Source organism: Variovorax sp. RA8 (assembly GCF_901827175.1).
Taxonomy (GTDB): domain Bacteria; phylum Pseudomonadota; class Gammaproteobacteria; order Burkholderiales; family Burkholderiaceae_C; genus Variovorax.
In genome coordinates, this window is sequence record NZ_LR594662.1 from 1,433,646 (window position 1) to 1,459,714 (window position 26,069).

General features: G+C 66.1%; 28 protein-coding genes. 12 read left to right on the forward strand and 16 right to left on the reverse strand.

Translation table 11 applies throughout. From position 1 onward, the window contains the following. Position 1 precedes the first annotated feature (1 nt). The 4 genes from E5P3_RS06850 (at position 2) to E5P3_RS06865 (ending at position 3,144) form a co-directional block, all read left to right on the forward strand. Entirely contained in the window at positions 2-172 is a 171-nt protein-coding gene (locus E5P3_RS06850; RefSeq protein WP_162585293.1) for a hypothetical protein, read from the forward strand. A gap of 190 nt (positions 173-362) precedes the next feature. Then, on the forward strand, positions 363-698 hold the full coding sequence (locus E5P3_RS06855; RefSeq protein ID WP_232073019.1) for a YbaN family protein: 336 nt from the start codon (positions 363-365) through the stop codon (positions 696-698). Between the two features lie 142 nt (positions 699-840). After that, on the forward strand, positions 841-1,992 hold the full coding sequence (locus E5P3_RS06860; protein WP_162585295.1) for a hypothetical protein: 1,152 nt from the start codon (positions 841-843) through the stop codon (positions 1,990-1,992). Positions 1,993-2,223: 231 nt separating this feature from the next. Beyond that, the gene (locus tag E5P3_RS06865) at positions 2,224-3,144 is read left to right on the forward strand and encodes a DMT family transporter (protein ID WP_162585296.1); all 921 of its coding nucleotides are present in this window, start codon (positions 2,224-2,226) and stop codon (positions 3,142-3,144) included. A gap of 6 nt (positions 3,145-3,150) precedes the next feature. On the opposite strand, the gene E5P3_RS06870 is transcribed toward E5P3_RS06865, so the two are convergent. The 5 genes from E5P3_RS06870 to E5P3_RS06890 form a co-directional block, all read right to left on the reverse strand. After that, positions 3,151-4,053 carry a tryptophan 2,3-dioxygenase gene (locus tag E5P3_RS06870; RefSeq protein ID WP_162585297.1) on the reverse strand — a complete coding sequence of 301 codons (903 nt, stop codon included), beginning with the start codon at positions 4,051-4,053 and terminating at the stop codon, positions 3,151-3,153. 38 nt (positions 4,054-4,091) lie between these two features. After that, a complete protein-coding gene (locus tag E5P3_RS06875) occupies positions 4,092-5,135 on the reverse strand; it encodes a glutathione S-transferase family protein (protein ID WP_232073020.1) in 1,044 nt (347 codons plus the stop codon). Then, positions 5,135-6,568 (reverse strand): amidase, encoded by a 1,434-nt coding sequence (locus E5P3_RS06880; RefSeq protein ID WP_232073022.1) that lies wholly within the window; start codon positions 6,566-6,568, stop codon positions 5,135-5,137. The genes E5P3_RS06875 and E5P3_RS06880 overlap by 1 nt, the downstream gene beginning before the upstream one ends. Beyond that, positions 6,565-7,677, reverse strand: coding sequence for an iron-containing alcohol dehydrogenase (locus E5P3_RS06885; protein ID WP_162585298.1), 1,113 nt, complete (start codon positions 7,675-7,677; stop codon positions 6,565-6,567). Before E5P3_RS06885 ends, E5P3_RS06880 begins: the two co-directional genes overlap by 4 nt. Positions 7,678-7,795: 118 nt before the next feature. Further along, the gene (locus E5P3_RS06890) at positions 7,796-8,707 is read right to left on the reverse strand and encodes a LysR substrate-binding domain-containing protein (protein ID WP_162585299.1); all 912 of its coding nucleotides are present in this window, start codon (positions 8,705-8,707) and stop codon (positions 7,796-7,798) included. Positions 8,708-8,899: 192 nt separating this feature from the next. Here E5P3_RS06890 and E5P3_RS06895 point away from each other — a divergent pair, with 192 nt between their 5' ends. From E5P3_RS06895 to wrbA, 3 genes are read left to right on the forward strand one after another with little or no spacing between them, the layout of a single operon-like run. Beyond that, a complete protein-coding gene (locus E5P3_RS06895) occupies positions 8,900-9,577 on the forward strand; it encodes a nitroreductase (RefSeq protein ID WP_162585300.1) in 678 nt (225 codons plus the stop codon). Between the two features lie 48 nt (positions 9,578-9,625). Further along, positions 9,626-10,576, forward strand: a complete 951-nt coding sequence (locus tag E5P3_RS06900) for a ring-cleaving dioxygenase (protein ID WP_162585301.1) — start codon at positions 9,626-9,628, stop codon at positions 10,574-10,576. Between the two features lie 5 nt (positions 10,577-10,581). Continuing rightward, entirely contained in the window at positions 10,582-11,211 is a 630-nt protein-coding gene (gene wrbA, locus E5P3_RS06905) for an NAD(P)H:quinone oxidoreductase (RefSeq protein ID WP_162589567.1), read from the forward strand. A 70-nt stretch (positions 11,212-11,281) separates the two neighbouring features. Here the strand turns inward: wrbA and E5P3_RS06910 are convergent, their stop codons facing one another. Together E5P3_RS06910 and E5P3_RS06915 are read right to left on the reverse strand one after the other, a co-directional pair. Then, positions 11,282-11,887: a glutathione S-transferase family protein gene (locus E5P3_RS06910; protein WP_162585302.1), complete on the reverse strand. Its 606-nt coding sequence runs from the start codon at positions 11,885-11,887 to the stop codon at positions 11,282-11,284. 117 nt (positions 11,888-12,004) lie between these two features. Then, positions 12,005-12,931 carry a LysR family transcriptional regulator gene (locus E5P3_RS06915; RefSeq protein ID WP_162585303.1) on the reverse strand — a complete coding sequence of 309 codons (927 nt, stop codon included), beginning with the start codon at positions 12,929-12,931 and terminating at the stop codon, positions 12,005-12,007. 128 nt (positions 12,932-13,059) lie between these two features. On the opposite strand from E5P3_RS06915, the gene E5P3_RS06920 reads away from it, so the two are divergent. Both E5P3_RS06920 and E5P3_RS06925 read left to right on the forward strand, forming a co-directional pair. Continuing rightward, positions 13,060-14,049 (forward strand): Bug family tripartite tricarboxylate transporter substrate binding protein, encoded by a 990-nt coding sequence (locus E5P3_RS06920; RefSeq protein WP_174263043.1) that lies wholly within the window; start codon positions 13,060-13,062, stop codon positions 14,047-14,049. A gap of 11 nt (positions 14,050-14,060) precedes the next feature. Beyond that, positions 14,061-15,596, forward strand: a complete 1,536-nt coding sequence (locus tag E5P3_RS06925) for an amidase family protein (protein WP_162585304.1) — start codon at positions 14,061-14,063, stop codon at positions 15,594-15,596. Here the strand turns inward: E5P3_RS06925 and E5P3_RS06930 are convergent. The 5 genes from E5P3_RS06930 to E5P3_RS06950 all read right to left on the reverse strand — a co-directional run bounded on the left by E5P3_RS06930 (position 15,491) and on the right by E5P3_RS06950 (position 19,812). Further along, a complete protein-coding gene (locus E5P3_RS06930) occupies positions 15,491-15,982 on the reverse strand; it encodes an H-NS family nucleoid-associated regulatory protein (protein WP_162585305.1) in 492 nt (163 codons plus the stop codon). The genes E5P3_RS06925 and E5P3_RS06930 overlap by 106 nt on opposite strands. 160 nt (positions 15,983-16,142) lie before the next feature. Continuing rightward, positions 16,143-16,763, reverse strand: coding sequence for a DAK2 domain-containing protein (locus E5P3_RS06935; protein WP_162585306.1), 621 nt, complete (start codon positions 16,761-16,763; stop codon positions 16,143-16,145). Next, positions 16,739-17,737, reverse strand: a complete 999-nt coding sequence (locus E5P3_RS06940) for a dihydroxyacetone kinase subunit DhaK (protein WP_162585307.1) — start codon at positions 17,735-17,737, stop codon at positions 16,739-16,741. Before E5P3_RS06940 ends, E5P3_RS06935 begins: the two co-directional genes overlap by 25 nt. Before the next feature lie 3 nt (positions 17,738-17,740). Next, the gene (locus E5P3_RS06945) at positions 17,741-18,721 is read right to left on the reverse strand and encodes a Bug family tripartite tricarboxylate transporter substrate binding protein (RefSeq protein ID WP_162585308.1); all 981 of its coding nucleotides are present in this window, start codon (positions 18,719-18,721) and stop codon (positions 17,741-17,743) included. A 200-nt stretch (positions 18,722-18,921) separates the two neighbouring features. Next, positions 18,922-19,812, reverse strand: coding sequence for a dihydrodipicolinate synthase family protein (locus E5P3_RS06950; RefSeq protein ID WP_162585309.1), 891 nt, complete (start codon positions 19,810-19,812; stop codon positions 18,922-18,924). A 183-nt stretch (positions 19,813-19,995) separates the two neighbouring features. Between E5P3_RS06950 and E5P3_RS06955 the strand changes: the two genes are divergently transcribed. The 3 genes from E5P3_RS06955 (at position 19,996) to E5P3_RS06965 (ending at position 22,593) form a co-directional block, all read left to right on the forward strand. Further along, positions 19,996-20,727: a GntR family transcriptional regulator gene (locus tag E5P3_RS06955; protein WP_162585310.1), complete on the forward strand. Its 732-nt coding sequence runs from the start codon at positions 19,996-19,998 to the stop codon at positions 20,725-20,727. 107 nt (positions 20,728-20,834) lie between these two features. Further along, the gene (locus E5P3_RS06960) at positions 20,835-21,803 is read left to right on the forward strand and encodes an AraC family transcriptional regulator (RefSeq protein ID WP_162585311.1); all 969 of its coding nucleotides are present in this window, start codon (positions 20,835-20,837) and stop codon (positions 21,801-21,803) included. 46 nt (positions 21,804-21,849) lie between these two features. Beyond that, complete coding sequence (locus E5P3_RS06965) at positions 21,850-22,593, forward strand: autoinducer binding domain-containing protein (RefSeq protein ID WP_162585312.1); 744 nt, start codon at positions 21,850-21,852, stop codon at positions 22,591-22,593. Between the two features lie 33 nt (positions 22,594-22,626). Here the strand turns inward: E5P3_RS06965 and E5P3_RS06970 are convergent, their stop codons facing one another. Genes E5P3_RS06970 through E5P3_RS06985 form a run of 4 tightly spaced genes read right to left on the reverse strand, consistent with a single transcriptional unit; the run spans position 22,627 to position 25,953 of the window. Continuing rightward, positions 22,627-23,967, reverse strand: coding sequence for an ATP-grasp domain-containing protein (locus E5P3_RS06970; protein WP_162585313.1), 1,341 nt, complete (start codon positions 23,965-23,967; stop codon positions 22,627-22,629). Continuing rightward, on the reverse strand, positions 23,967-25,202 hold the full coding sequence (locus E5P3_RS06975) for an MFS transporter (RefSeq protein ID WP_162585314.1): 1,236 nt from the start codon (positions 25,200-25,202) through the stop codon (positions 23,967-23,969). Before E5P3_RS06975 ends, E5P3_RS06970 begins: the two co-directional genes overlap by 1 nt. After that, the gene (locus E5P3_RS06980; protein ID WP_232073024.1) at positions 25,199-25,447 is read right to left on the reverse strand and encodes a 2OG-Fe dioxygenase family protein; all 249 of its coding nucleotides are present in this window, start codon (positions 25,445-25,447) and stop codon (positions 25,199-25,201) included. The genes E5P3_RS06975 and E5P3_RS06980 overlap by 4 nt, the downstream gene beginning before the upstream one ends. Next, on the reverse strand, positions 25,444-25,953 hold the full coding sequence (locus E5P3_RS06985; protein WP_162585315.1) for an aminotransferase class III-fold pyridoxal phosphate-dependent enzyme: 510 nt from the start codon (positions 25,951-25,953) through the stop codon (positions 25,444-25,446). The genes E5P3_RS06980 and E5P3_RS06985 overlap by 4 nt, the downstream gene beginning before the upstream one ends. Positions 25,954-26,069 lie beyond the last annotated feature (116 nt).

The following is a 26,069-nucleotide window of genomic DNA, read 5'->3' on the forward strand; positions in this document are numbered from 1 at the left end:
AATGAACCCCACCGCATGCAAGATGCAAGCGCAGGACGAGTGCGTGATCGTCGGCGGATGCAACGGGCTGCACTGGATTCCGGTGGCGCAACAGGCCGACTACTATCGGGCGCAGAAACTCATGGCAATGCTCGGCCTCGTCTGCATGCCGGTGCTTCTGTTTCTCTTGTAATCACAAGAAGCTCGAACTGGAGAAAGAGCTGGCGGTTCGGATGAGCAGGACCTGTGCAATCGATGAATCGCGATCGAGCTTCGGGCCATGAGCGCAATACGCCTACCATCGACGCATGTCGCCTCGAACAAGAATCCGGCCAAGTTCCCGACCCGTGCCGCGGGCTCGAGTTGCCCAATTGCTCTGGCGTTTGCTGGCGATCCTGTTCATGGCCTTGGGCGTGCTGGGAGTCGTTCTTCCGGTTGTCCCGACAGTGCCCTTTCTGCTGGCGGCCGCGTGGGCCGGCGGCCGTGGCTGGCCGGCCCTGGAGCAGTGGCTCCTCGGTCATCCCCGCTACGGTGAATCCATCCGGCAATGGCGCAATGGCGGCGTGGTCTCGCGCCGCGGCAAGTGGGCCGCGACGCTGATGATGGCCTGCAGCGCCATCTTGTTGCAATTTGTGGAAGGACCCTGGGCGCTCAAGGTCGGCGTGCCGGTTCTCATGGGCATGGTGACCCTCTGGCTGTGGAGCCGGCCCGAAAAATAACGCGTGGCGGACCATCGGAGGCCATCGAGGAGGTTCTGTCGCGGTGGGCCGAATTCAACCGGGATCGCCCCTGGTCTTCAGGAAGGCGGAGTATTGGAATTGTGCAAAGCGCCTTTCGGCGCTCGATGCGGTACAAAGCCTCATGACCGTCCCACTCGCGGCTTCCCTGCTCGATCTCGTGCTCGGCTTGCAACTCGGGCCTTCCGACAAGGCGGCTGCGAATCGCTGCTCGATCGAGGGCGCCACCTGGGCATCCAGGCAGGAGGGCGTGATCGACGTCCGGATCCGCGAACTCGAGGCGGCAGCGCTTCGGCTTGCCTCGGGCGCGATCGTTCTGGAGATCGGCCGCATTGCGGTGCACGAACTGGCGGGCGAGGTGCGCATCGAGTCCGGCGTACCGCGGCTGTCTGCCCTCGGGGCGGCACAGGCCGAGTTCTCCGGGGTGAAGCTGCACGGCCCCTTGCGCATGTCGCCGCAGCTCCAGGAAGTACGTGACGCCTTGCTGGGCCCGGGCAGGGCGGCCTCGTCATCGACCGACGGCACGGCGCGCCAAGCCGCAGCCGAGGCCTGGTGCCTCGGTCCGCTCGGCGAGGCCGACGGCACCATCCGCGGGGAGATCACCGACGCGCACTTGCTGTTCGACGCCGACGTGACGGTGCCGATACGGCACGGGCAGATCGACTTCAACGACGCGACCGTCGAGCACGTGGGGCCGGACTCGCGCATGGGCGTGAGCCGACTCGGCTTTTATGTCGATGCGCCGAACGGGCGCAGTTATCTGTACCAGTTCGCGTCGGCACCGCTCGCGGGCGTGGAATTCGAGCGGCGCGGCGCCTTGCTGAGCCCGTGGGTCTCCGAGCGCGGCAAGCTGCGGCTGCAGGCTTTCGCCGAGTCGATGCTGCGCCAGGGGCGCGGCGGCCACGGCCAGGGACTGACGGAGCAGGCCCGCCTGCTGCTGGGCCGCACCGCGCTGTCGGGCGAAGTGCAACTCGGCGATGGGCGCCTTGCCGTGCCGGGCCTGCAAGCGCGCATGGAGGGACGCAGCGAAGGGCGCAACGCGGTCGGCCTGCGTTCCGAGGCCGTGGGCCGCGGCTTGACCGTCGAGATGGCTTCATTGTCGGCCCGCGACGCAGCGGCGAAGTGGAAGGGCGCGCAACTGGCGTGCGACGAGATCACGGCGCGGGTCAGGCTCCAGCTTTTTGCCGAAGGCCGGGAAATGCGTTTCGTCCTCGAACTCGAGAACGGCAAGATGGCAGGGCCACGTCTTGATCTTCGTCGACCCGAAAGCGCGTAACAGGAAACGCGAACTTTCTACGGACTTGCCTTGTAGGAAGCATCCTACTAATCTTCGTTTCGGTTTCTCCCGGGTGGGCATCAAGGACCAACCCCTTCAGGCCCGCCTCGTGCGGGCCTTTTTTCGAGGTTGTTGGCCATGCCGGCTGCGCGGCAAGCGCGAACGCGGAAGCTTGGCATGATCAGGGGCGGCGTGGTCCTCGCGCATGCCTCGATACGTCCCAGCCTTCTCATGACCCCACAGCTCCTGTCCTCCCCGTCCTCCGCCCGCGTCAATGGTCGCGCCATCGCCATGATGATCGGTGCCATGGGCTGCTTCGTGCTCAACGACGCGCTGGTCAAGCACGTCAGCCAATTCATGCCCTCGGCGCAGCTGATCTTCGTGCGCGGAGTGATGGCCTCGGGGCTGGTGCTGCTGGTTGCCCACCGCCTGCGCGCGCTGCGCCACGCGGGCGCGGTGCTGAATCCCCGGGTGGCGCTTCGCGGTGCTGTCGATGCCTGCGCGACCATGATGTACCTGCTGTCGCTGTTCCGGTTGCCGATCGGCAACGCCACGGCCATCAATCTCGCCGCGCCGCTCTTCATGACCGTGTTCGCGGTGTTCTTCCTGGGCGAGCGCGCCGGCGTGGCGCGCTGGTCCGCCGTGGTGCTGGGCTTCGTGGGCGTGCTCTGCGTGGTGCAGCCCAGCGGAGAAGGCTTCAACGCATGGGCACTGCTGTGCCTGGCCGGCACGCTGTTCCACGCCATGCGCGACCTGATGACGCGGCGTATCGATCCGGCCATCCCGTCGGTCATCATCACCCTTGCCACGGCGCTGGCCGTCACCGTGCTGGCCGGCTGTCTCACCCTGCTGAGCGGCTGGCAGGCATTCGCGCTGCGCGACCTGGCCTTGCTGGGCGTCGCGGCGGCCTTCCTGGCATCCGGCTATTTTCTGCTGGTGCAATGCATGCGCACCGGCGAGGTGTCGCTCACGGCGCCCTTCCGCTACATGGCGGTTCTCTTCGCCATGCTGCTGGGCTACGCCATATGGGACGAGATTCCCAATGGATGGGCCTGGCTGGGCATCGCGCTGCTCGTCGGATCGGGCCTCTACATGCTGCACAGCGAGCGGGGCCGGACCCGCGCGGCGGCGCTGGACGCGCAGCCGGAATGAATCGCGTCATCGCTTGGCCATGTGCGGGCACACGGCCGGCGAACGAAGCTGCGGATCGCCGATGAAGGTGCGAGCCGACCATAGCTCGGGGAACGGGATCTCGTCCATCGTGGGCGCCAGCCATGCGATGCCTTCGGTGCCGAAGTACGCAGGCCTGGCGCCGAAGGTCCGGCGCGTTGCCATCAGGTGGCGATACTTCCAGTGCGTAAAGCCCTCCGCGATGTCGGCAAGTGTCTCGCCGAGCTGCTGCAGTTCGGTGTGAGTGTCCGGGTCCGCATAGATGTTGCGCCAGACCTGCTCGACCTCCTTGCTGGGGCTGTAGCGAGCGCTCAGGTCACGCTCCAGCCAGGCACGCGGCACATCCATGCCGATGCGTGCGAAGCAGGCCAGCACGTCGTCGTAGAGGCTCGGTTCGGCCAGCGCCTTGGTGAGCTGTGCCAGGCGCTGAGGCTGGGGAGCGAAGTGCTGCAGATGTTCCGCCTGCTTGATGCCCAGCAGATAGGCCATGTGCCGATAGGTCCATCCCTGCAGCGCCGTGTCCTTGCCGTGCGTCGCGGCCGCGCGCGAGAGAATGGCCAGCAGGTCGTTGGGCGTCATCCACGCAATGGAACGCCAGATCGCGTCCAGGGGTTCCTGATGGGCAACCACCCGCAGCAAGGTTCGGTGCGCCTGGGCGAGGTTGTCGGCGCGCAGGCAGGTCTGCGCCGTCTGGATCTCCTTGATGATGAGCATCCAGTAGAGCTCGGACACCTGCACGTGAACGATCCACGCGTGCTCGCCCGGATGATCGCTGACCGTGCGCTGCAGCGAGTGAAGCACGTCGGTCTGGATCCACGCGCTGTAGGGCGTCTGGCCGGCCGCGGTGGGCAGCGCGTCGGGCCTCTCGACGTTCTGGGGGCTATTGCTCATTTCATGCTCCTGGTTGTATTCACGTGGTGCAGAGGACTTCAGGCCGCGGCCGTGGCGGCACAGTGCGCGACGCCATCCATGTACGCAGAGTGCGGCATCGATCGGACGGATGCCTGGATCACCTCCTTGCAGAGGGAAGGCCGCTTGGCGAGCGTCTCGAAATAGCGCTCGACATGGGGAAGGCCTGCCCACATCGAGGACAGTCCCAGATAGTTCAGGCGGACAAGATTGACGCCCCACAGCACGTCGGCGAGCGAGAAGGCGTTGCCGAACAGGCAGGAGAACGACTTCGCCTCGAGGTCTCGCTCCAGGCCCTTCAGGAGATCGCCCGCCGTCTGGCGAGCCGCACGTTGAAAGGCGGGGTCGCGGCACACCTTCTTGCCGCCGCTCTCCTTCGCGATCTTGGCGCGGCAGGCGGCAACCAGTTCGGCGTCGTCGGCGTGGGTGGCAATCAAGCGCTCCAGCACCATGATCTTGTAGTCATAGACCGTCTCCATGGACGACTTGAGCGGATCAGGCCGCCGGTCGGCGTCGGGATGAAAGCCGTAGAGCAGCGCCCCATTCGGAATCCTGTCGACGATGCCGACCTGGCGCATCACCTCTGTGCGTGCCTCGGGATCGTCCGGCACGAGCTGGACCGGCGCGCTCGAGACCGCGTCGAGGTAGCAGCAGATCTGCCGCGAATCCACCACCACGCGACCTGCCTGGTAGTCCACCAGCAACGGCACCACGCACGGGTCGAAGCCTTCCGTTTCGACCGAGGTGCGGCCGCTGTAGCCGCTCACGAAATCCAGATCCAGCCCGCGCGCTGCGAGCAGCCGCAGGCGGATGTAGGCCGGGCTGTAGTGCTCTGCCGGCACCAGGCCGTCCGGTCCCATCGAACTGAGGATGAGCATGTCGTTGGAACGATAGGGCAGTGCCTTCTCGTGCATCACCGTGCGCACCTTCTGCGAGCAGAGGGAGCTCGCGGCGTGGAACAGTTCGAAGCGCGGATTCGCGCTGTCACCCACGACCGTGGTGCGGCCTGGGTCCTGGATGGCGGCGCGGGCGGAAGCGGCCATCGTCATCAACGGGGGCGTCATCACATCTCTCCTTCTCTGTGTGGCGGGCAGGTCGACAATTCACGTTCGGTCTGGCATGGCAGGCAGGCAGACCGATGTGTTGGATGCAGCAACCGTTCCATCCGCCGTGCGATCCGCAGCAGTGCGGCGTCCTCGCCGGGGCGGCCCACGACCTGCAGCCCGACCGGGAGCGCGCCGGTACGCCGGCGCAGCGGGATCGAAACGGCGGGGCAGCCTGCAAGGTTGAAGGGCGCCGTGTAGGTCATCAGGGCTTCGCGCACGCTGCCGGTCCAGCCGCCGATCGCCAGCCTTGTCTCGCCGACGAGCGGTGCGGTGCATGGCGTGGCGGGCAGCACGAGGAAGCGGTGCCTGGCCATGAGACGCTCGAGGCCCGAGGCGAACGTTCGCCGCGCCTGTTGCGCCAACGCGTAATCTTCCACTCGCGTCGCCCTGGCATGAGTGAGCCGCTCGACCGTTTCCGCGCCGTAGTGCGCGGCAATCCAATCCGGGTCTCTTCTCGCGAAGTGGACGAAACCGCCTTCGGCCAGCACGATGCGCGCGAAGGCGTCGAAGCTGCCGCCGAAGAGATCCCCCGCGTTCAACTCCTCCAAAGGGAGGGCCGAAGCCAGCGCATCGGCCGCGACGGCGAATGCGCATGCGACGTCCGAGGCCGGGGGCAGCGAAGCGATGCCGCAGATGACGCCGATCCGTGCATCATCGAATTCATCCGCTGCGTCGCTGCCGCCGACGATGCCCAGCGCATCGGCAAGAACGCTCACGTCGCCGACGCTCGCCCCCAGAAGGCCGGGATGATCGAGGCTGGCCGCCAGTGGAAACACGCCCTGCGTCGGCAGCGCACCATGGGTCGGCTTGAATCCGGTCACGCCGCAGAGCGCGGCGGGAATGCGCACCGAGCCGCCGGTGTCCGTGCCAAGCCCGGCAGCCATCACGCCGTCGGCGATGGCCACGGCCGCGCCGCCGCTCGAGCCGCCCGGAATGCGGCGCGCGTCCAGCGGGTGGAGGGTATCGCCGAACGCAGCGCTCGCCGTAGTGACACCCCAGGCGAATTCGTGCGTGGTCGTCTTGCCGACCACGATCGCGCCCTGTTCCACGAGCGTGCGCACGACGGCGGCGTCGGCGGAAGGGATGTTGCCGATGAAGGCGGGCGATCCGTAGCGCGTCTCGATCCCTTGGGTGTCGATCAGGTCCTTGACGCCGATGGGCAGGCCTTCGAGCGGGCGCTGCGTGCCTTCGGCGTAGCGGCGATCGCTTGCGAGCGCCGCCGCCATCGCCTGCTCGCGCGGAATGGTGGCAAAGGCATTCAGCCTGCGCTGCGTGTCGTCGGCCCGCCGCAGCGTGTCCCGCACGAGCTCGCTTGCGCTCATCCGGCCAGCGGCGAGATCGTCCAGCGATTGCCGCAGCGGTGGCGCGGCGCGCGGCGCGTGCAGGCTCACCACAGGCTCTCCAGCAGCGCATCGAGGCGCGCGGGTGCGTCGTCGCCGAGATCCGCGACCTCTTGGGGATAGTTGGCCTTGAGCAGCGCGGCCACCTCCGGCAGCTTTGCATGGTCGAGGTCGAAGTCCGACACGCGGCTCGGCAGACCGAGCGCCGCGACGACGGCGGCGATGCGCCCGGCCAGCCGCGCCGCCGCTCCGGGCCCACCGGGAGACAGGGCTTCGAGCTTGTCGCCGTAGAAGTCTGCGCATGCCTGGATGACGGGGGCGAGCGTGATGCATGAAGTTGCGCTGTGCGGCAGACCGAAGCTGCCGCCCAGGATGTGGCCGATGCGGTGGCTCAGTCCGTAGATCACCGAGGCCGGAGAGAAATAGCACTGCCAGGCGCCGAGCTGGAGTTGCAGCAGGTCGTCCCCGGTCACGAGCCCCGCCTCCATGGCCGCGCGGGTCTCGAGCTTGGCGGGCCACTTCTCGAGCACCCGGAGGAAGCGATCCACGCCGCTGGCGGCCATGATCGCGTGCGGATGGCTGCGCATCACCTTGCGCATTCCCTCGACGGCATGGTCGATGCCCTTGATGGCGGACGACAGCAGCAACGCCCGCGGTGTGCCGCGTACCAGCAGCGGATCGATGAGCACGACCTTCGGCGTGGTCTCGCGCACCGCGTAGCTACGCTTGAACTTCTGCGGCCTGTCGGTCTCGGTGATACCGAAGTAGTGCGAGAACTCCGAGCCCGAGAGGGTCGTCGGCAGCGCGACGATCGGCAGATGCCTGCCGGTCCGGCCGTGATGCAGGTGGGAGACCGCCTTGGCGGCGTCGAGCACCGAGCCGCCGCCGAGTCCCACGATGGCGCCTGCATTCGAGCGCAGGCAGGCCTCGAGCGCTGCGTGCACCGCCACGTCGGGAACGTGTGCGGGGAGGTCGACGAAGTAGCCGGCAGTGTCTTTCAGGTGCGGCTCGACATGGTCGCGAGCCAGCGCTTCGAGCGGTTCGACCGTGAAGACGATCGGCCGCTCGATGCCGTAGTCCCCGATGCGCGGGAGCGCAGCGGCCAGCGTGTTCTCGCCCCAGAACACCGCGTCTTGCGGCAGGCAGTTCAGATGGTTCATGTCGGCAGTCCTGATCCGATGGAGTCGGTGGACCGCGACGATAAGGCCGATGCGACCTTGCTGGAGCCACCCAGGCAAGGACTCTGCGTCCAAGCTTCTGGACGATCGCCGCGCTGCCTCAGTGGCCTGCGAAGCTGGTGACCTTCGGTATCTCGACCGCCAGGAAGTCCACCAGCGATCGCACCGCAGGCAGCAGTCCGGTGCGATAGGGAATGAGTGCGGCAATGCGTGCGTCGGCCGCGATCCAGCCGGACAGGATCTGCCTAAGCGATCCGGCCTCGAGCTCACTGCGGCAGATATAGCCCGGCAATGCCGCGATGCCGAGGCCGGCGCAGGCGGCTTCCTTGAGGGACACCATGCTGTTGCTCTGGAAGCGCGGGGCCATGGCAACCACGAATTCCTTGCCGCCGGGGCCTTTCAATTGCCACTGCACCGGGCCGTTCCGCACGATGGAGATGCTCGCGTGGTGCAGAAGGTCTTCCGGGCTTTGCGGCTCCTTCATCTTCGCAAGATAGGCCGGGCTGGCGAACAGGTACCACGGCACGCTCGCGATGGCGCGCTGCACGAGTGTCGAGTTCTGCAGCGGCGTCGTATGCCCGCGAATGGCGAGGTCGAAGCCCTCGCCCACGATGTCGACCAGCCTGTCGGTTGCGATCTCGACGATCTGGACCTTGGGGTGTCGGTTGAGGAAGACCGGCAGGAGGTCCCGCAACGCAAACTGCGCGATCTCGACCGCGGTCGTGATGCGGATGACCCCGCTGGGTTCGCCGAGGCGCTGTCGAATGGCCTCTTCGGCGATCTCGGAACTGCGCAGCATCGCCACGGCGTACTGGTAGAACTCCTTGCCGACGTCGGTCGTTCCGAACTGGCGCGAGGTCCGGTTGAGCAGCCGCACGCCCAGCGATGCCTCGAGTTCCTGCACGCGATGGCTCAGTGTCGATTTGGGCAGGCGCAGCGCCTGGCCGGCCGAGGTAAAGCCGCCGCGGTCGACGACCTGCACGAAGTAGTAGACGTCCTTGAGATCGAGCATCGGTGTGGCGTGTCGGGGGGAATCGCGGCGAGCATAACGCCGCGGCGCCACGAATCACCCATCGTCCAGGAATCCGCAACCTTGCGTGCAAGCCGCGCCGGCTTCTCAAGCGTCCTCGCGGTTCATACGATTTGGTCGCCTGGTCGAAGCAGCCGCTCACGACCGCCACCACCCACGGATGGAGACACTTCAATGAACTCGCTCATCGACGAACTCATTTGCGAGCGCCGCACCAAGCGCGGCTTCCTCGATCGCCCCGTACCTCTCGAGACAGTGAGGGACATCCTCTCGGTCGCCAAGTACGCCCCAAGTTCGAGCAATACGCAACCGTGGCGCTGCTACGTGGTCACGGGCGAGGCACGCGAACGCGTGACCCGGGCCGCCGTCGAGGCGTTCCGCGCCGGGCCCGAGAAGCTCGCCCCCGAGTACCCCTTCTTCCCGCAGCCGCTGCACGATCCCTACTCGTCGCGCTTCAACACCTTCCGCGGCCAACTCGGCGACGCGCAGGGCGTGCACCGCAGCGACAAGGCCGGCCGCATGCGGGACGTGGAGCGGCAGTTTCTCTTCTTCGACGCGCCGGTCGGGATCATCTTCACGATGGACCGGCGCCTGGAGTGGGCCAGCTTCATCTGCTACGGCTGCTTCCTGCAGAACATCATGCTCGCAGCCAAGGGGCGGGACCTGGACACCTGTCCGCAGCAGATCTGGTCGCTGCAGTACCCCGTGCTTCGCGCCGAGCTCGGAATTCCCGAGGGCGAGATGGTCGTCGCGGGAATGTCGCTCGGCTATGCGGACAACAGCATGCCGGAGAACCGCATGGCCCTGCACAAGCTGGAGGTCGAGGAGTTCGCCACCTTCATCGCCGCCTGAATGGCGCTCAGCGCTTCACCCCACCCAACCACTCAACAAGGAACCCGGATGTCGATCATCAAAGGCTTTCATCACCTGACCGCCTGCGTCAGCGGTGCCCAGGAGGACGTGGATTTCTACGTCAAGCTGCTCGGCCAGAGCCTGGTCAAGAAGACCGTGCTGCTGGACGGGGAAGACCCGATCTACCACCTCTACTACGGCAATGCGAAGGGCGATGCCGGAACGCTCGTCACGTCCTTCCCCTTCAGGCAGAAGGGCGTGAAGGGACGGCGCGGCTCCGGCCAGATCCGGGTCATCAACTACTCCGTGCCCAGGGGGGCGCTGGATTTCTGGCGCGAGCGCTTCGCGGCCCATGGGGTCGCCTTCGACAAGGACGTGGTCGAGCGCTTCGGCGAGCAGCGCCAGCGCTTCCATCACCCCTGCGGCATCGAGTTCGACCTGGTCGCTTCCGACCGCGACCAGCGTTTGCCGTGCCTGGCCGATGACATTCCCGAGGCCTTCGCCATCCGTGGTGTGCACAGCATCACGCTGTCGCTGCGCGAGGTTGCCGAGTCGATCACCTTCATGCAGGAGGCCATCGACTTCCGCTATGCGGGGGAGTCGGGTCCGTACCACCGTTTCGAGACCCACAGCGGCGCCCCCGGCACCATCGTCGAGTTCCTTCACGAGCCCGACCGCCTGCAGGGATCGTCGATCTACGGCGAAGGCACCATCCACCATGTCGCCTTTGCGGTCGACAGCCAGGAGCAGCAGATGCAGATCAAGGACAAGTTGATGGGCATGGGCTACATCGACACCTCCGAGTCGGTCAACCGCAACTACTTCCGCTCGATGTATTTCAAGATGCCCGGGGGCGTGATCTTCGAGGCGGCCACCACCGACATCGGGTTTGCCATCGACGAGGAGCCGGGTCATTTCGGCGAGGAGTTCCAATTGCCGCCGTGGCTGCGGGACCGCAAGCAGGAACTGCTCGGCCGCCTGGAGCCCATCTCGGCATGAACGCGATCTTCAAACCCAAGGTCCTGGTCGCCTTCTACTCGCGCAACAGCTCGACGGAGCTGCTGGCCAAGGCGATTGCCGAAGGCGCGGCAGGCGAGGGCGCCGACGTGCGGCTGCGCCGGGCGCGCGAGCTGGTCAGTCCCGCTGTCATGCAGCAGTCGCCCGGGTGGGTCGAGCGAGCGGAAAAGATGAACGCACGCTACGAGGCTCCCACGGAGGCAGATGCCGAATGGGCCGATGCGATCGTCCTGGGTACGCCGACGCGCTTCGGTTCCATCTCCTCGGAGCTCAAGGCCTACATCGACGGGCTCGGGGGTCTGTGGTTCCAGGGCAAGCTCAACGGCAAGGTGGGCTCGGCCTTCGGCGCGACCTCGTCGCTGCACGGCGGCAACGAGTCGACGCTGTTGTCGATGTACACGCCGATGGCGCACCTGGGCCTGATCATTGTTCCGCTCGGCTACGCCGACGCCGCGATGTTCAAGGCCGGTACGCCCTATGGTGCAACGCATGTCTCGAAGCTCGACACCGTCGAGCCCGATGCCGAGCACCTCGACGTGGCGCGCTTCCAGGGGCGGCGCGTGGCCACGGTCGCAAGGGCGCTGCGGGGCGGGTCGAACGTCGACGCTGCCGCCTGAGAAGCGCGGCTCATTGGAGTACCTTCGCCTTCGGCTGCGGTGCTATTCGCCTTCCGGGCGGCCGTGCGGCTCATTCGCCGTTCAGCAGCGCAACCCAGCCGGGCTGCTCGCTCACGCGGCTCGTCCACGCCTGGATGGCCGGGTACCGGGCCATGTCGTAGCCGCCTTGCCCGGCCAGCGACACATAGCATGAGACCGCCAGGTCGGCGAGCGTGTACCGCTCGCCGACCAGCCAGGTGTGCTCGCCGAGCCATTGCTCGAGTTTCCCGAGTGCAGCGTTGCCGTCTTTCTGGAAGCGGGCGATGTCTTCCGCCTTGTCGGCAGCCACCCCCCTCAGGTGAAAGACGCGCGGTGTCGCGATCGGCTTCTGAAGATCCGCCTGCTCGAAGAACAGCCAGCTCAGCACTTCCGCGCGCAGGAACGGGTCCTCAGGGATGAATCGGGTGCCCTCCGCCAGGTAGAGCAGGATGGCTGCCGATTCGACCAGGGTCCGGCCGTCCTCGAGCTCGAGCGCCGGAACGCGCGCAAAGCGGCTCTTCTGCTGGAACGCGGCGTCCGCGGCTTCCCCTTTGGCGAGATCGAGCGTGACCCGCTCGAACGGGATACCGAGCTGGTTCAGCAGGATGCGGACTTTCCAGCAATTGCCGGAAAAACGGCTGTCATAGAGGCGCAGCATGTGTGGACTCGCAGGATGCAGGGTACGAAGGGAGAGGCCCGATGCGGATGATCCCGTTCCCGCCCGCTGCTGGCAAGCCTTGTGCGTTCTGCCGGGCGGCCATCAGCAGAACGCCCCTCATCGCCTCTTCGCGGGCGGACTCATCACTGCTGGAGGCATCAAGCCCGCGACGACCTGCCGGAGCCAAGCGTTGCCCGCGTCCCTGTGAAAGCGCGCGTGCCAGTGCTGCTTGACCGTGTAGCGCGGCAGCTCGCAGGGAACGGACAGCTGGCGGATGGGCTCCCGCGCCAGCATCACGCGCGCATAGTGGCGCGGCACGGTGGCCACCAGGTCCGTCTCTCCGACGATCTGCGCGACGGCAAGAAAGCTCGGCACCCGCAAGGCGATGCTGCGCTGGACGCCGGCCGCGACGAGCGCTTTTTCCACCATCGCGGCGTGGCCGGTGCCCGGGGTACTCACTTCGACGTGGCGCTCGGCGCCGTAGGCCTGCTTGCCCAGCCGCTTGCCGATGCGTGGATGGGAGACGCTCGCGATGCACAGGAAGTCCTGCTCGAAGAGCGACTGCTGGTAGAAGCCGGCGTCGAGCTGCGGCATGTAGCCCACGGCGAGGTCAACCGCGCCATCTTCAAGGCGCCTGGGTGTGTCGGCGGAAATCTTCTCGGCCTCGATGTCGATGCCGGGCGCGAGGGACTGCAGGTGGTTCAACAGCCGGGGGAGCAGGGAGATCTCGCCCAGGTCCGTCATGCACAGCCGGAACGAGCGTCGGGCACTGGCCGGGTCGAAGACAGGTGCGCCGGTCCTCGCGTTCTCGAGGCTCTCGCGCACCTGGCGCAGCACAGGGTGCAGCGCGTCCGCCCGTGGTGTCGGCCGCATGCCGCGTGACGTGCGGGTGAAGAGCGGATCGCCGTAGTAGCTTCGCAGGCGCCCGAGTGCCGTGCTGGCCGCACCCTGGCTGATGCCGAGCTTTTCTGCGGCGCGCGAAACGTTCAGGGCCTTGTAGATCTCGTCGAAGACCGAGATCCATTCCAGATCGAGCGACGCCATCGGGTTGACTCCTCTGATATCGAAAATGACGATGCACAGTATCCACATACACGGTTGATCCGGATAGCAGGCCGGCTCAAGAATGCGTGCATCCCACCTACCGAGGAGCCGATGTGATTTCAGGATTCATGCGCAAAGTCCTTGGTACCCGCGGCATGGCCGCATTGCTTCTTGCGGCGCAGGCGTGCTTGCACGCGCCGGCCCAGGCACAGCCGGCCTTCCCGTCCAAGTCGGTGACGATCATCACCACGTTCTCCGCCGGTAGCGGGCCGGACGCGATGATGCGTGCTGTCGGCGAGAAGCTCGCTGTCCAGTGGAAGACGCCCGTCGTCATCGACAACCGGCCCGGCGGTGCAGGCTTCATCGCCATCAATGCCGCGCGTGCCGCAGCGCCGGACGGCCATACGCTGCTGATGCACGAAGGCGATGCGATCAGTGCCTTGCCGCATCTCTTCAAGAGCCGCAGGTTCCGCGTGTTCGATGCCTTCGAGCCGGTCGGCGTGCTCTACGACACGCCCTTCTTCGTGGTGGTCTCGTCGAGCTCGCCGTGGAAGAACGTCGGCGACCTGCTGGCCGCGGCCAAGGCGAAGCCGGGCGCACTGAGCTACGGCACCTGGGGCGTCGGCAGCACGGCGCACCTGCAATCCGCATTGTTCGAGAGCAAGGCGGACGTGCGGATGCTGCACGTGCCCTACAAGGAGATGGGCCAGCTCTACACCGGGGTGAGCACGAGCGAGACCGACTGGGCGCTGGGCGCCATGGCGTCGACGCAGTTCGCCTATCAGGCCGGCCGGGTGAAGTACCTGGCGGTCACGCGCGCGCGACGCCTGCCGGACCTGCCGGATGTTCCGACACTGGCCGAGGCCGGAGGACCTGCGAACTTCGAGGCGAGCGGCTTCGTCGCCCTGCTGGCGCCCAAGGGAACCCCGGAGTCCATCTGCGACAGGATCAACAAAGACCTGCTCGCCGCAGTCGGCAGTCCCGAGGTGCAGGCCCGCTTCAAGACCTTCAACTTCGAAGCCGCGCCGTGGTCACCGGCACAGACGCGTCGCGCGATCGAGGCGCGCACTGCGACTTATGAGCAGGTCATCACGAGCAACAACATCAGGCTGGACTGAGCGGGGCACGCATGAGCGGAACCAGCAATCCCAGTGCACGCGCAACGGCGGCGGGCGCACTGCCCAGCGAGCTATGGCGGTGGGGAGCCGCGGACATTGCTGCCCGGATCCGCGAGGGCGCCATTTCCAGCGTGGAAGTGATGCAGGCCTTCCACGAACGCATCGATGCCGTGAATCCCAGGCTCAACGCCATCGTCCACGCGGACCGCGAGCGCGCCTTCCAGATGGCGCGCGAGGCCGATGCGCTGCGGGCCCGCGCACCGCAGGAGATGGGGTGCCTTCACGGCGTGCCCATCACGATCAAGCTCAACGTCGACGTGGCGGGGGAGGCGACGACGAACGGCGTTCCCGCTTTCGCCGACCGCATCGCGCCCGCAGACAGCGCCGTGGTGGCCAACCTGCGGCGCGCCGGTGCGGTGATCCTGGGCCGCACGAACGTGCCGCCTTTCTCCTTCCGGTGGTTCACCGAGAACCCGCTGCATGGAAGGACCTTGAATCCCTGGAGCGCGGACATCACCTCTGGCGGCTCGAGCGGTGGCGCGGCGGTCGCCGCTGCTTCGGGCATGTGCGCCTTGTCCCATGGCACCGACATTGCGGGCTCCATCCGCTATCCCGCCTACGTCAACGGGGTGGTGGGCCTGCGTCCGACCCCCGGTCGGATCCCGGCCTATCAGCCCACGGCCGCGACGCGCTTTCTCGGGTTGCAGCTGTTCTCGGCGCAGGGAGTGCTGGCGCGCCGCGTGCAGGATGTCGAGCTGGGCCTGCGCGCCATGGCGGCCGAAGGCGCCAGCGATCCGACCTGGATCGCTGCGCCGCTGGACTTCCCGGACGATGCCGCGCCCGTGCGCGTGGCCTGGGTGGATGAAATCCCCGGCACGCGGCTGGCGCCCGAAGTCAAGGCCGCGATATCGCAGGCTGCGCGCTCCCTCGAGGCAGCGGGCTATCGGGTCGAGCGGGTGGTGCCGCCCGGCATCGACGAGGCCCTGGAGATCTGGCTGGCCGTGGTGATGAACGAGGTGCGACTGGGCATGCTGCCGGCCGTCGAGGCGATGCGTGACGCGAGCATCCTGAGCTCGGTTCGCTCGATGACGGCCTGCGCCCCGGCCCCGGAATTCCACACCTACGCCACGGCCCTGGCGCGGCGCGACGTGCTGCGCCGCGAGTGGAACGAGTTCTTCGAGCGGTATCCCCTGCTTCTCATGCCGACGTCCTGCCGGGCTCCGATGCCATGGGACGAGGACTTGCAGGGGCCTGAAAAGATGCGTGCGCTCCTCACGGATCAATCTCCGTTGATCGCGGTCGCGGCGCTCAGCTTGCCGGGACTCCATGTTCCGACCGGGCTGCAGGCCGGCCTGCCGACCGGCGTGCAGCTGGTCGCTGGAAGCTTCCGCGAACTGCGGCTGCTCGAAGCGGCCCGGATCATCGAACGCGACCCGGTTCGTCAGGCCTGCATTTCCTCGAGCGTCTTCCCCGCGTCCAGCGCCTCTTTCAACCAGCGAGGCTTCGGGCCCATGCCGGACCACGTATGCCCGGCATCGTCCTTGTAGGCAATCTTCGCCTTGCGCTTCTTTGCCGCCTTGCGCTTGCCGCCACCTGTTTCCAGGGAGGGCGCTTGCGTTGCGAATTCCTCGAGTGTCCTGCCGGCGTCGAGTGCATTGCGCAGCCAGCCGGGCCGCTTGCCCATGCCTGACCACGAATTGCCCTGGCCATCGCTGTATTTCGCTACGCGGATGGAGGCTGCTGGCTTCGTCGCCTTTCTCTTCGCACCGTCGGGTGCAGCACCAAAGCCCAGTTGCGCGGCGGAGAGCCCATAGTGCTTGATGGCGACCTTGATACGGGCGACGACTTCATCGATTTCTCGCACGCGAAGCTTTTCAGCCTGGCGCTGGAGAGTCTCGATCTGCTTCTGAATCTGCTCGTAACTCTGAGTCATTCGATTTGAATTCCAGGATGTGAAGAAGACTCGACTTTAATCTTATTGGCGAGCCCTGCAAAACTGGATACCCGGGAAGCGGCAATTCTTCGAGCGAATGTGCTTCGCAATGGGCACGTTGCGAGAACCGATCAATGACCGCTGTGGGGGCGGTCCGCCGTCACAGGCTGTCGATCATGCGCTGCAGGGCCACCATGCCGGGGTCGTCGAGCCCGATGGTCTTCTCGGCGAACATGCGCGCGCGTCCGATGCGGTTCGGCTTGTCTCGAAGCGCGTCCAGTGCGGCACGCGATGCGGCGCTGGCCACGCGGTGTGCATCGGCATCGTCAGGCGAGGACGCGAGGGCAGTTGCGACGGCATGCAGGCCGTCGAGCACGGTCTTGTCGCCCAGGCTTGCGCCGCCGCGTGCGGCGAGCGCCGCAACGACCTCCGTCAACAAGGCGGCGAGGTCCGCGCGGCTGAGCGAATCGACGCCTGCGCAGCGCTTGGCGCAGGTCATGAGGGCCACGGTCAGCAGCGTGCCGAAGCTCGAGCCGGAGGCCTTGGCGCACGCCTGCGCGCAGCGCCTGAAGATGCCCTCGAGGCTGTCGGGCAACTCCGGCAGCGCCGCTTCCACCTGGAAGGCGCACTTGTCGAGCGTGGCTCCGAGGTCCGCGTCGCCGAGGCGGCCGTCGAGCGCATTGAGTTCGGGCGCGGCCGCATGCACGCCGGCGCACCAGCGGGGCAGGGTGGCCGCGAGCCGCGCCGCGTCGAGCATCAACGCACCCTCCAGAAAGGACATTCGGCCGGGGCGGTCCACAGCGCCTCCAGCTCGGCATCGAGTTTCATCACGCTGAGCGAGGCGCCGGCCATTTCCATCGAGGTGGCATAGCGGCCCACCAGCGGCCGGACGATCGCGACCCCGCGTTCGGCAAGTACGGCCGCGACGCGGGGGTACACGATGTAGAGCTCTTCCGCCGGCGTCGCACCCAGGCTGTTCACCAGCACCGCGACGCGATCGCCTGTCGCGAGATCGAGCTCGGGCAGCAGGTGCGAGAGCATCTCGTCCGCGAGCGCATCCGCCCGCTTGAGCGGGCCGCGCCAGATCCCGGGCTCGCCATGGATGCCCATGCCGAATTCGATCTCCTCTTCGCCGATGGCGAAGGAAGCCCGGCCCGACTCGGGCACGACGCAGGGTGTGAGCGCCACGCCGATGGAGCGGCATGCCTCGTTGGCCTTGCGCGCCAGCGCGGCGACCTGGTCGAGCGTTGCGCGCGTGGCTGCCTTGGCGCCCGTCACCTTGTAGACGAGCACCAGCCCGGCCACGCCGCGGCGCTTGTCGCGCTGCGCAACAGGCGCGCTCGCCACGTCGTCCGTGACGCGCACCGAAGCCACCTCCATGCCCTCGAGTTCCAGCATCTCGGCCGCCATGTCGAAGTTCATGCGGTCGCCGCCGTAGTTCCCGTAGAGCTGCAGCACGCCGGCGCCGCCGTCGGCCGCGCGCATCGCCTCGATGCAATCGTCCATGCGCGGGCCGGCGAACACGTTGCCGACGGCGCAGCTGTCCAGCAGGCCCTCGCCGACGTAGCCGAGAAAGACCGGCAGATGGCCCGAGCCGCCGCCCGTCACGACGCCGACCTTGCCGCCGATCGGTCCCCCGCTGCGCACGACCACGCGTGCGCCCTCGCCGCGGCGCCGCAGCTCGGGGTGGGCCAGGCACAGGCCGTCGAGCATCTCGTCGACATAGGCGTCGGGGTCGTTGAGGATCTTTTTCACGGGTCAGTCCGCCTTGAGCCGGCCGTCCTTGGTGGCCTGCGTGGCCAGCGCGTATTCGGTGTCCAGGATGCGCGCGAATTCCTGCGGCGTGCCGGAGAAGGCGACGCTGCCGAGCTCCCGGGCGCTGTTGACAGTCTGCGGGTCCTTGACGGCCTGGGCGAGCGCGGCGGCGAGCTTGTCCTGCACGTCCTTCGGCGTTGCGCTGGGCGCCAGCACGCCGACGTAGGTGGTGCCGTCGAGCTCGCCGAAGCCCTGTTCCGCCACTGTCTGCACGCCCGGCAGCGACGGGTCCTGCGTCGGGCCGAGGACCGCCAGCGGCTGCAGCGTGCCGGCCTTCACATGCTGGAGCGAACTCGTCACCTGGTCGAAGTGCACGTCGACCTGGCCGCCGATCAGGTCGACCAGCGCCGGGCCGGACCCCTTGTAGCTGACGACGGTGAACTTGGTCTTGAGCAGGCTCTCCAGCTGCAGCAGCGCAAGATGGTTCGGCGTGCCCGGCCCGGAGTGGGCCGCAGTCAGCTTGCCGTCGCCCGAGCGTGCATAGGCGGCGAGCTCCCTGAAGTTCTTGAAGCGGGTCTCGTTCTTGCGCGACAGCAGCACCATCGAGCTCTTGTTCACCAGCCCGATCGGCGCGAAGCTCGATCGGCTGTAGCTGGTCTTGACCATCTCCGGCACGGTGACGATGACGCCGGCCCCGCATAGCAGCAGTGTGTAGCCGTCGGGCGCGGCGCGTGCGACCTGCATCGCGCCGATGGAGCCGCCCGCGCCGGCGCGGTTGTCCACGATCACCGACTGGCCCAGCACCTTGCCCAGCGCGACGGCCACCGTGCGCGCGACGATGTCGGTGTTGCCCCCGGGCGCGAACGGCACGACGAGCGTGAGTGGCTTGCTGGGGAAGGCCTGTGCCCAGGCGCTCGTGCCCAGGAGGCTACCGGCGGCAGCGGCCGCCCCGAGGTTCAGCAGTTTGCGACGTTGAATGTTCATGGTTGCTTGTCTCCGATAGCTGTGTCGAGGGAAATTGGGATGCGTATGTCAATGCTCCACCGCGCTTGGCCCGACGCGCGATGCATAACCCGCGCACGCCAGTCGGGGAACACCGCGGAACCGGCTTTGCCGGGCCGCTGGTGTTGCCCCCGGTGAGGGGGTTGGCGGACCACACGAAGTGGGCGAGCCTGGGGGTGAGCCTAGTTCTGGAAGCGCAGGACGTCGTCCAGTGCGCTCTTGATCCTTGCGAGCTGCGCCTCGCTCGTCGGCGGCATCGGGGCGCGCGGCAGGCCCGCGTTGCAGCCTTGCAGCGTGAGGGAGGTCTTCAGGTTCGCGGGCAGGTTGTCGGCCACGATCGCGTTCCAGAACGCCAGCATCGACTTGTGCATCTCCAGGGCCTTGGCATGGTCGCCCGCCTGCACGGCATTCCAGAGCGCGACGCACACGCCCGGCAGCGCGGCCGGGGTCGCGGCGATCGTGCCGTGCGCGCCCAGCGCGAACGACGAGTACAGCAGCGCATCCACCGCCGAGAAGACCTTGCAGCCCTCGGGCACGCCCAGGAGCAGGTCGGCCATGAGCTTGAGGTCGCCCTGGCTCTGCTTGATGCCCTGCACGCCGGGCAGCTCCTTCATGAGCCGGATCATCTGCGCCGGGTTCAGGTAGTTCCACGGCACGACGTTGTAGATGATGACCGGGATGTCGACGGCCTCCGTCAGCGCCTTGAAGTGGCGCAAGGTCGCGTCCTCGTCGGGCTTGAAGAGGTAATGCACCGGCGTGACCTGCAGCGCCGCGATGGGCAGGTGCGAAATCGCCTTGGCGCGGTTGATCGCGTCGCGCGTGCTGTTGGAAATGATGCCGGCAACGATCGGCACGGCGCCCGCGACTTCTTCCGCGGTGATTTCCAGGAGGCGCTTGAACTCGTCGATCGTGAGCGTATGGCCTTCGCCGCTGCTGCCGCCGGGGCACAGTCCGTGCACCTTCTTGTCCAGGTTGAAGCGGATGACCTTGCGGAAGGCGGCTTCGTCGATGTCGCCGCCGGCGGTGAAAGGCGTGACGAGCGGCGGAATGACGCCCGAGAGATCAAGACCCATGAAGAGGCTCCAGGTTTGCGGTGGTGAAAAGGGGTTGGGTGGCGCCGCACGCGATGCGCGGCGCGGTGAGGCCCGTTGCTTGCACCGCACTATAACCCGACTAACATGTCAGATGTAGTATGGTAGTAACCCTAGTGTGTTCATCAGTCGTCGCGGAGTGATGTTTGCCCGTACCATCCGGGCATGAACACCTCCGCCATCGCGCCGCCCGAGTTGCAGAACGCGTCTTCGCGCCGGGGCGCCGAGTCCGAGCCGGTCACGCAGCGAAACCGGGCCTACCAGGGGTTTCGCCAGCAGATCATCGATGCGCGGATCCGGCCCGGGCAATTCGTCTCGCAGCGCGAATTGATGCAGCTACTCCAGATGCCGCTGGCCGCCGTGCGCGAGCTGGTGCCCAGGCTCGAGGCCGCCGGGCTCATCAAGGCGGTCCCGAAGCGGGGCCTGCAGATCGCCACGGTCGACATGAAGCTGATCCGCAACGCGTGGCAGGTCCGTGCCATGGTGGAGCGTGAAGCCGTCCTGCACTTTGCGCGCGTGGCCAGTCCCGAGACCATCGCCCGGCTCATTGCGGACCACGAGGCCATCCTCGAGCGTGCTCTGCAACCTCGGCCCGACGATGCACTCGAGAAAGACGCCCAGGCGGTCGACTGGGGACTGCACGACACCATGGTCGACGCCATCGGCAACGAGATCCTGTCGGAGATCTATCGCGTCAACAGTCTGCACGTCCGCTTGATCCGCTACGACGCGGATTCGATGCGCCCCGTGCAGGTCGTGCCGGCCATGCGCGAACACCTCGAGTTCCTTCGCGCCCTGGCCGACCACGACGCCGAGGGGGCGTTGAAGCACATGATGGCGCACATCGAACAGTCCAAGCACCGGGTGCTCGGCGGCATGCTGCGGGTGGGGCAGTAGCGCACGGGCCCGACGCGGCTTGCAGGATCGTTGCGCATGTTTGCACGATCCTGCAACGCGCAAGCCTCGTTCGAGACAAACGGCGACGAGCTGCTTAAGCTCGGCGCATGCTGACATCCATCCAGAAAGCCCCGCACGAGGACCGCTCCTCCGAGCAACTGCAGGTCACCGTGATGCGGGCCGAGCTTGCCGCGCAGATCGACCGGCTCACCGGCGGTGTCGACGGCCTCTATGAGACGGCGGTTCCGCGATTTCTGCTCGCGCGGGTCTCGCACATGCAGCATCCGGCGCATGTGGTGCACGAGCCGGCCTTCTGCGTGCTCGCGCAGGGCAGCAAGCGCGTGCTGCTGGCCGACGAGGTCTACATCTACGACAGCGGCCAGTACCTCGTGGTGGCGCAGAACCTGCCCGTGTCCGGCCAGGTGATCGACGCCTCGCCGGACGCGCCGTACCTGGGCCTGAAGCTGAGCTTCGACGTCAAGGACATCGCCGCCGCGGCGCTCGAGTTCAGGTTCGGCGAGGCCGTTCCCGCGCGCGCCTCGCCGCGCGGGATCTACACCGGCGAGCTGTCCACGGCAGTGCTCGACCCGGTGCTGCGCCTGGTCAAGCTGCTGGCCTCGCCCGAGGACGTCGCGGCGCTGGCGCCGCTGGTCATTCGCGAGATCCTGTACCGGCTGCTGAGGTCGCCCGACGGTTGGCGGCTGGCGCAGATGGCGATGGTGGACAGCCACAGCCAGCGCATCACCCAGGCCATCAGCGTACTCTCGCGGCGCTTCCAGGAGCCGCTGCGCGTGGAGGCCCTCGCCGAAGAGGTCCACATGAGCGTGTCTTCTCTGCACCACCACTTCAAGGCGGTCACAGCAATGAGCCCGCTGCAGTTCCAGAAGCAGCTGCGACTGCAGGAGGCACGGCGCATCATGATCGGCGAGAACGTGGATGCCGCCACCGCCGGCCATCGCGTGGGCTATGAAAGCCAGTCGCAGTTCAACCGCGAGTACAGCCGCTTCTTCGGCTCGCCGCCGGCACGGGACGTGAAGCGGCTGCGGGAGCTGCAGCTCGGGCGCGTGACCAGTTGACGGGCTGCGCTGCCTTAAGATGCCTCCATAAAGCAAGGAGGCCCGAATGGGGAAGTGGCAGTTCGATTTTCCGCAGCCTGACCATGGAGCGTGGAGCGAGGCGGAAATCCTGAAATGGCTCTCGGGCGCCGCGAGGGCCTTTGAATTCGAATGCTGCTCTATCGGCATCCGATTTCCGCTTCCCTTGACGAGCCCTCGCATCAGCGTCCTCAACAACTATCCGCGCGCATGGTGGGAGAGATACCTGGAGAAGAGCTACCACGCCATCGACCCTTCCGTCGTTCACTGCACCGCATCGCAACGGCCCGTGGTCTGGAGTGACTCCTTGTTTCGGCCAGCGAAAGAGTTCTGGGATGAAGCCCAATCGTTCGGCTTGAGGGTGGGGCGGGCCCAGTCGTGTCGTGATGGATTGGGCATCGTCAGCATGCTCACGTTCTCCCGTTCCAGTGAGCCCTTGAGTGCTGTCGAGCTGGCGTCGAAGGAGCGGGAACTGCGCATGCTCACCGAATGCGCTCATCGGCTGATGCTGCATGCATTCCGCTCCAGGCTGATGGGGGCGATGCGGTCTGCCTTGACGGAGCGAGAGGTCGAGATCCTGCGATGGGCTGCCGACGGCAAGACCGGAAAAGACATCGCGCTGATCCTCGATATCTCGCTTTCAACCGTCAGGTTCCATCTGAAGAATGCCACGAGCAAACTGGACGCGGGCAACATTTCGGGGGCGATCGCTCGTGCCATGGTGCTGGATCTGTTGCAGGGCCCGAGTCCATCCTTGTGCAAGGGCAACTGAGAAGGCCCCTGCTGAGAAGGCTCCAGCGGGCGACTAAGACGCGCGGAGGGCCTGCATGGGAGGCTTCGATGTCTCTTCGATGTACTTGGCCAACTCCACGCCGAGCACGGCGTCCAGCTCTCGCAGAAATTCATCACCTTTCAGCGCTGACGAATGTGGATTGGCGCCATGCACGATCACATGCCCGAGCGCTGAAAGATTGCTTTCGAAGCGTGGCAGCGGCATCCCGGGAGTCAATCTGAGTGTGCAGAACGAGATGCCGTAGCGATGCAAGAGGGCATCGAGTTCTTCCTGCATGAAGTCCTCGGACACAAAGCCTTCACTCTTCGCGCCAATCAGCACCACGGTCGCCGAGCCGCGCAGGGCGTCCTGGTCGACCGCAACATCTTCGGCGAGGTAGAGGCGGAGCAGCATCTCGAACGCATCACGGTCGGAAAGCGCCTGATACACCTGAGGGCCGACGCCACCCATCATGCGGCCATTGATCTCCACCAGGCACGGGCCGTCGTCCGCATACAGGATCTCGACATGGTATAGCCCGAAGTCCAGGGCCAGGCATTTGAATACATCGCTGACATACTGCTCGAGCTTCGCGAGCTTGTGTCCCTCCAGACCCGACGGCATGGAGTAGCCCATCTCAAGCAGATCATTGTGCTGCGAGCGGTAGCGAGTGGTGGTGGCAAAGCACAGCACTTCCCCGTCCTTCACGATCACCTCGGACGAATGCAAGGAGCCCGTGACGTACTCTTCGAGGATGTAGTTGTTGTTGACGATCAGGTTGATCATCGGGTCTGATTGCTTGCGGGCAGCGTCCAGCGTGGCGACGAAAGCAGCAAGTTCCGCATCGGTCTTGCATACCGCGGAGAACTGTTTCCCGAATCCTCGGGTCGGCTTGACGACCAATGGCGCGTGGATGACACGCCCCCGGTCGACCAGCAAATCTGCCTCTGGCAACACCTGGTGACGCGGAGAGCGCAGTCCCGCCTCGGCGAGCTTTTGGCGACAGCGGTCTTTGAAGACGGCGTTCTGCAGCGCCTCTGCATCGGGCGCAGGGAGGCCCAGCGTCTGCGCCGCCTGCGCGACCGGCAGGATGGCGGCTTCCGAGGTCGTGATCAGTGCGTCGATGGCATGTGCCTCGGCAATCTGCCTCAGCTCGTTCACCAGGCGACCGTCCGTGACAGTCGGCACGACCACATGCCGGTCTACGTGGACAAGATGAGGCGTGATGCGATCCCGATCCTTGGTCGAGATTGCCAGGAACGAGGAGTCCTGCGGCTCGACAAAAGTGACTCGGCAGCCAATATCCTTGGCAGTCTTGAACGCCAACAGGCCCGCCAGCGTGCTGTCCACGACAACGACGTGTCGTTCGATCATCAGTTTCTTTCAGGAGATGCGGCGTACAGCGAAGCGCGACTGGCGGCCCGCCACCGGACGAATTGAGCCGCGCCGAAGCCGGTCGCAAAGAGGGCCGCCGTTGCCGCCAACCCGAACCACTTGACCGTGAAGGCGCCAACGAATATGGCCAGCATCATGCCGGCGTAGACCAGTGCGTACTGAAGCGCGGCCACCATCGGCATCTGGTGTTTCGGTGTTGCTGCCATGATGTCCGCCTGCAGCCGAAAGAACGCCAGCTCGAACAGAAAGAAGTAGGCGAAGTACAGCGGATAGCTTTCAGGCCAGCTTCGTCCGATGCAGGCTGCAAACATGGCAGTCGCGCAAGCCGGGTAGATGTAGCGCAGGTCGAACGCCGTGCCTCTCCTGCTCATGAAATAGAAGTACAACGCACCCGCCACCGCGGCCAGGCTGGCGACGATTTGAAGAAGGCCCACGTATTGCTGGGAGAGGCCGAGATGGTAAGCAGGCAACGCCACCCGGGAGATGTTGTAGAAGCCCTGGAAGAAGGAGCCCAGCAAGACAAAACTCACCAGACTTCGGCGCAGCGCGGGCAACTCCCGCACGAGCTGGAGGCCGTTGGCCAGCCGGAAGGAGGCGGCTTGCCCGGGCGGCGTTTTGCCTGCCGAGGGGGGCAGCAGGAAGGTGCAGAGTGCGGCACATGCGAACAGGGAAATGGTGGCGATTGCCGTGGCGCCTGCAGTCATCTGGCTCGGGAAGAATGCCATGATGGCGCCAGCCACTGCGCCCGCAATGAACTGTGCCGTCAATGTCAGAGGCACGGTGAACTTGATCTCGTCGGTCGAGAAGTACTGCTTGATGACGACGATGCGGGCCACCCGCTGGATCGCGTCCAGTGCTCCGATCACGGTGGCCCCGATCAGGATGACCCAGGTGTTCAAGGTGGAGAACTGAAAGAGCACGAGGCATGCCGCCGCGCCCAGCGCGTTGGTGAGTCGCAGCAGCATGCGCACCTCGAATCGGCCAGCCAGGCTGCTCAACTGGAGCGCCAGGATCACCGGAACCACCATGGGCGCAAACAGCACGAACTCGGAAACCAGCAGACTGTCGAGTTCGCGCAATGCGTGGTGCGCAAGGAAAATGTAGACCAGCACGCTGGCCGAGATGGACGACAGGTTGATCACCCACAGCAAGGCCGTGAGCGACCGCTTGCCGATGACGGTGCCGGGTTTCGCATCTGCCGACGGCATGGTCATGCAGGGACTGGATCGTCAATGTGGATCGCGCCCTGGTTTCGCTCGAATTCCTCGCCATAGCGGCGACGCTCCCAGGCATTGAACGCAATGATCATGATGTCGCGATGCCCGCCCTCATCGCTCGCCGGCAGAATATGGGATGCGTTGTGCCACATCTTGTCGTCGGCCATGATGATGGCTTCGTTCTCGCCCAGAATGTCCTCGAAGAAGCAGGGGCCTCCGCCCGTAGGCATGAGCTGGCTCACACCCCCGGTGATGTTGTGCCGCGCGAAAACGCTCCGGAAGTCATGCCATGGTAGGCGCCGTGGAATGCGATGACACTTTGCCGGCCCGTCGCGATTCTGAAAAGCTTCAGCGCTGCCGCCACGGCATCTGAGCCGGTGGGTCCGCAGAACTGGATTCGTGCGTCTTCCGAGAAGGCGGCGGGCAGGGTCTGGAACAGCTGGTCGACGAAGCTCAGCTTCGCTGGTGTGGCGATGTCCAGTCCTTGCAGAATGTGCCCCGAACTCAGAAACGAATGCACCCTGTCCATCACTTCAGGATGGTTGTGGCCCAGTGGGAGCGCACCGGCGCAGGCGAGCAGATCGATGTATGCCCGGCCTTCGATGTCCCAAACCCTGGACAACGAGCCGCGGGCGATCATGCAGTCGAAGGTACGTGCGTATGTTCTTGCGCTGGACTCTTTCCGTGCAATGAATTGGATCGCCTCTTCATGCTCGGCAGTGGTCGCCAGCATCTCTGTCTTGTTCATGTGGAAATCCTGCCCCGGAACTCCGGGAGGAGCGGGATTTCATCACCGATCGCGTTCTGCCGAAACTATCGAAAAAGATAGGATGCGACGGCCACTGCACGTTCCAGCAGCCTGCA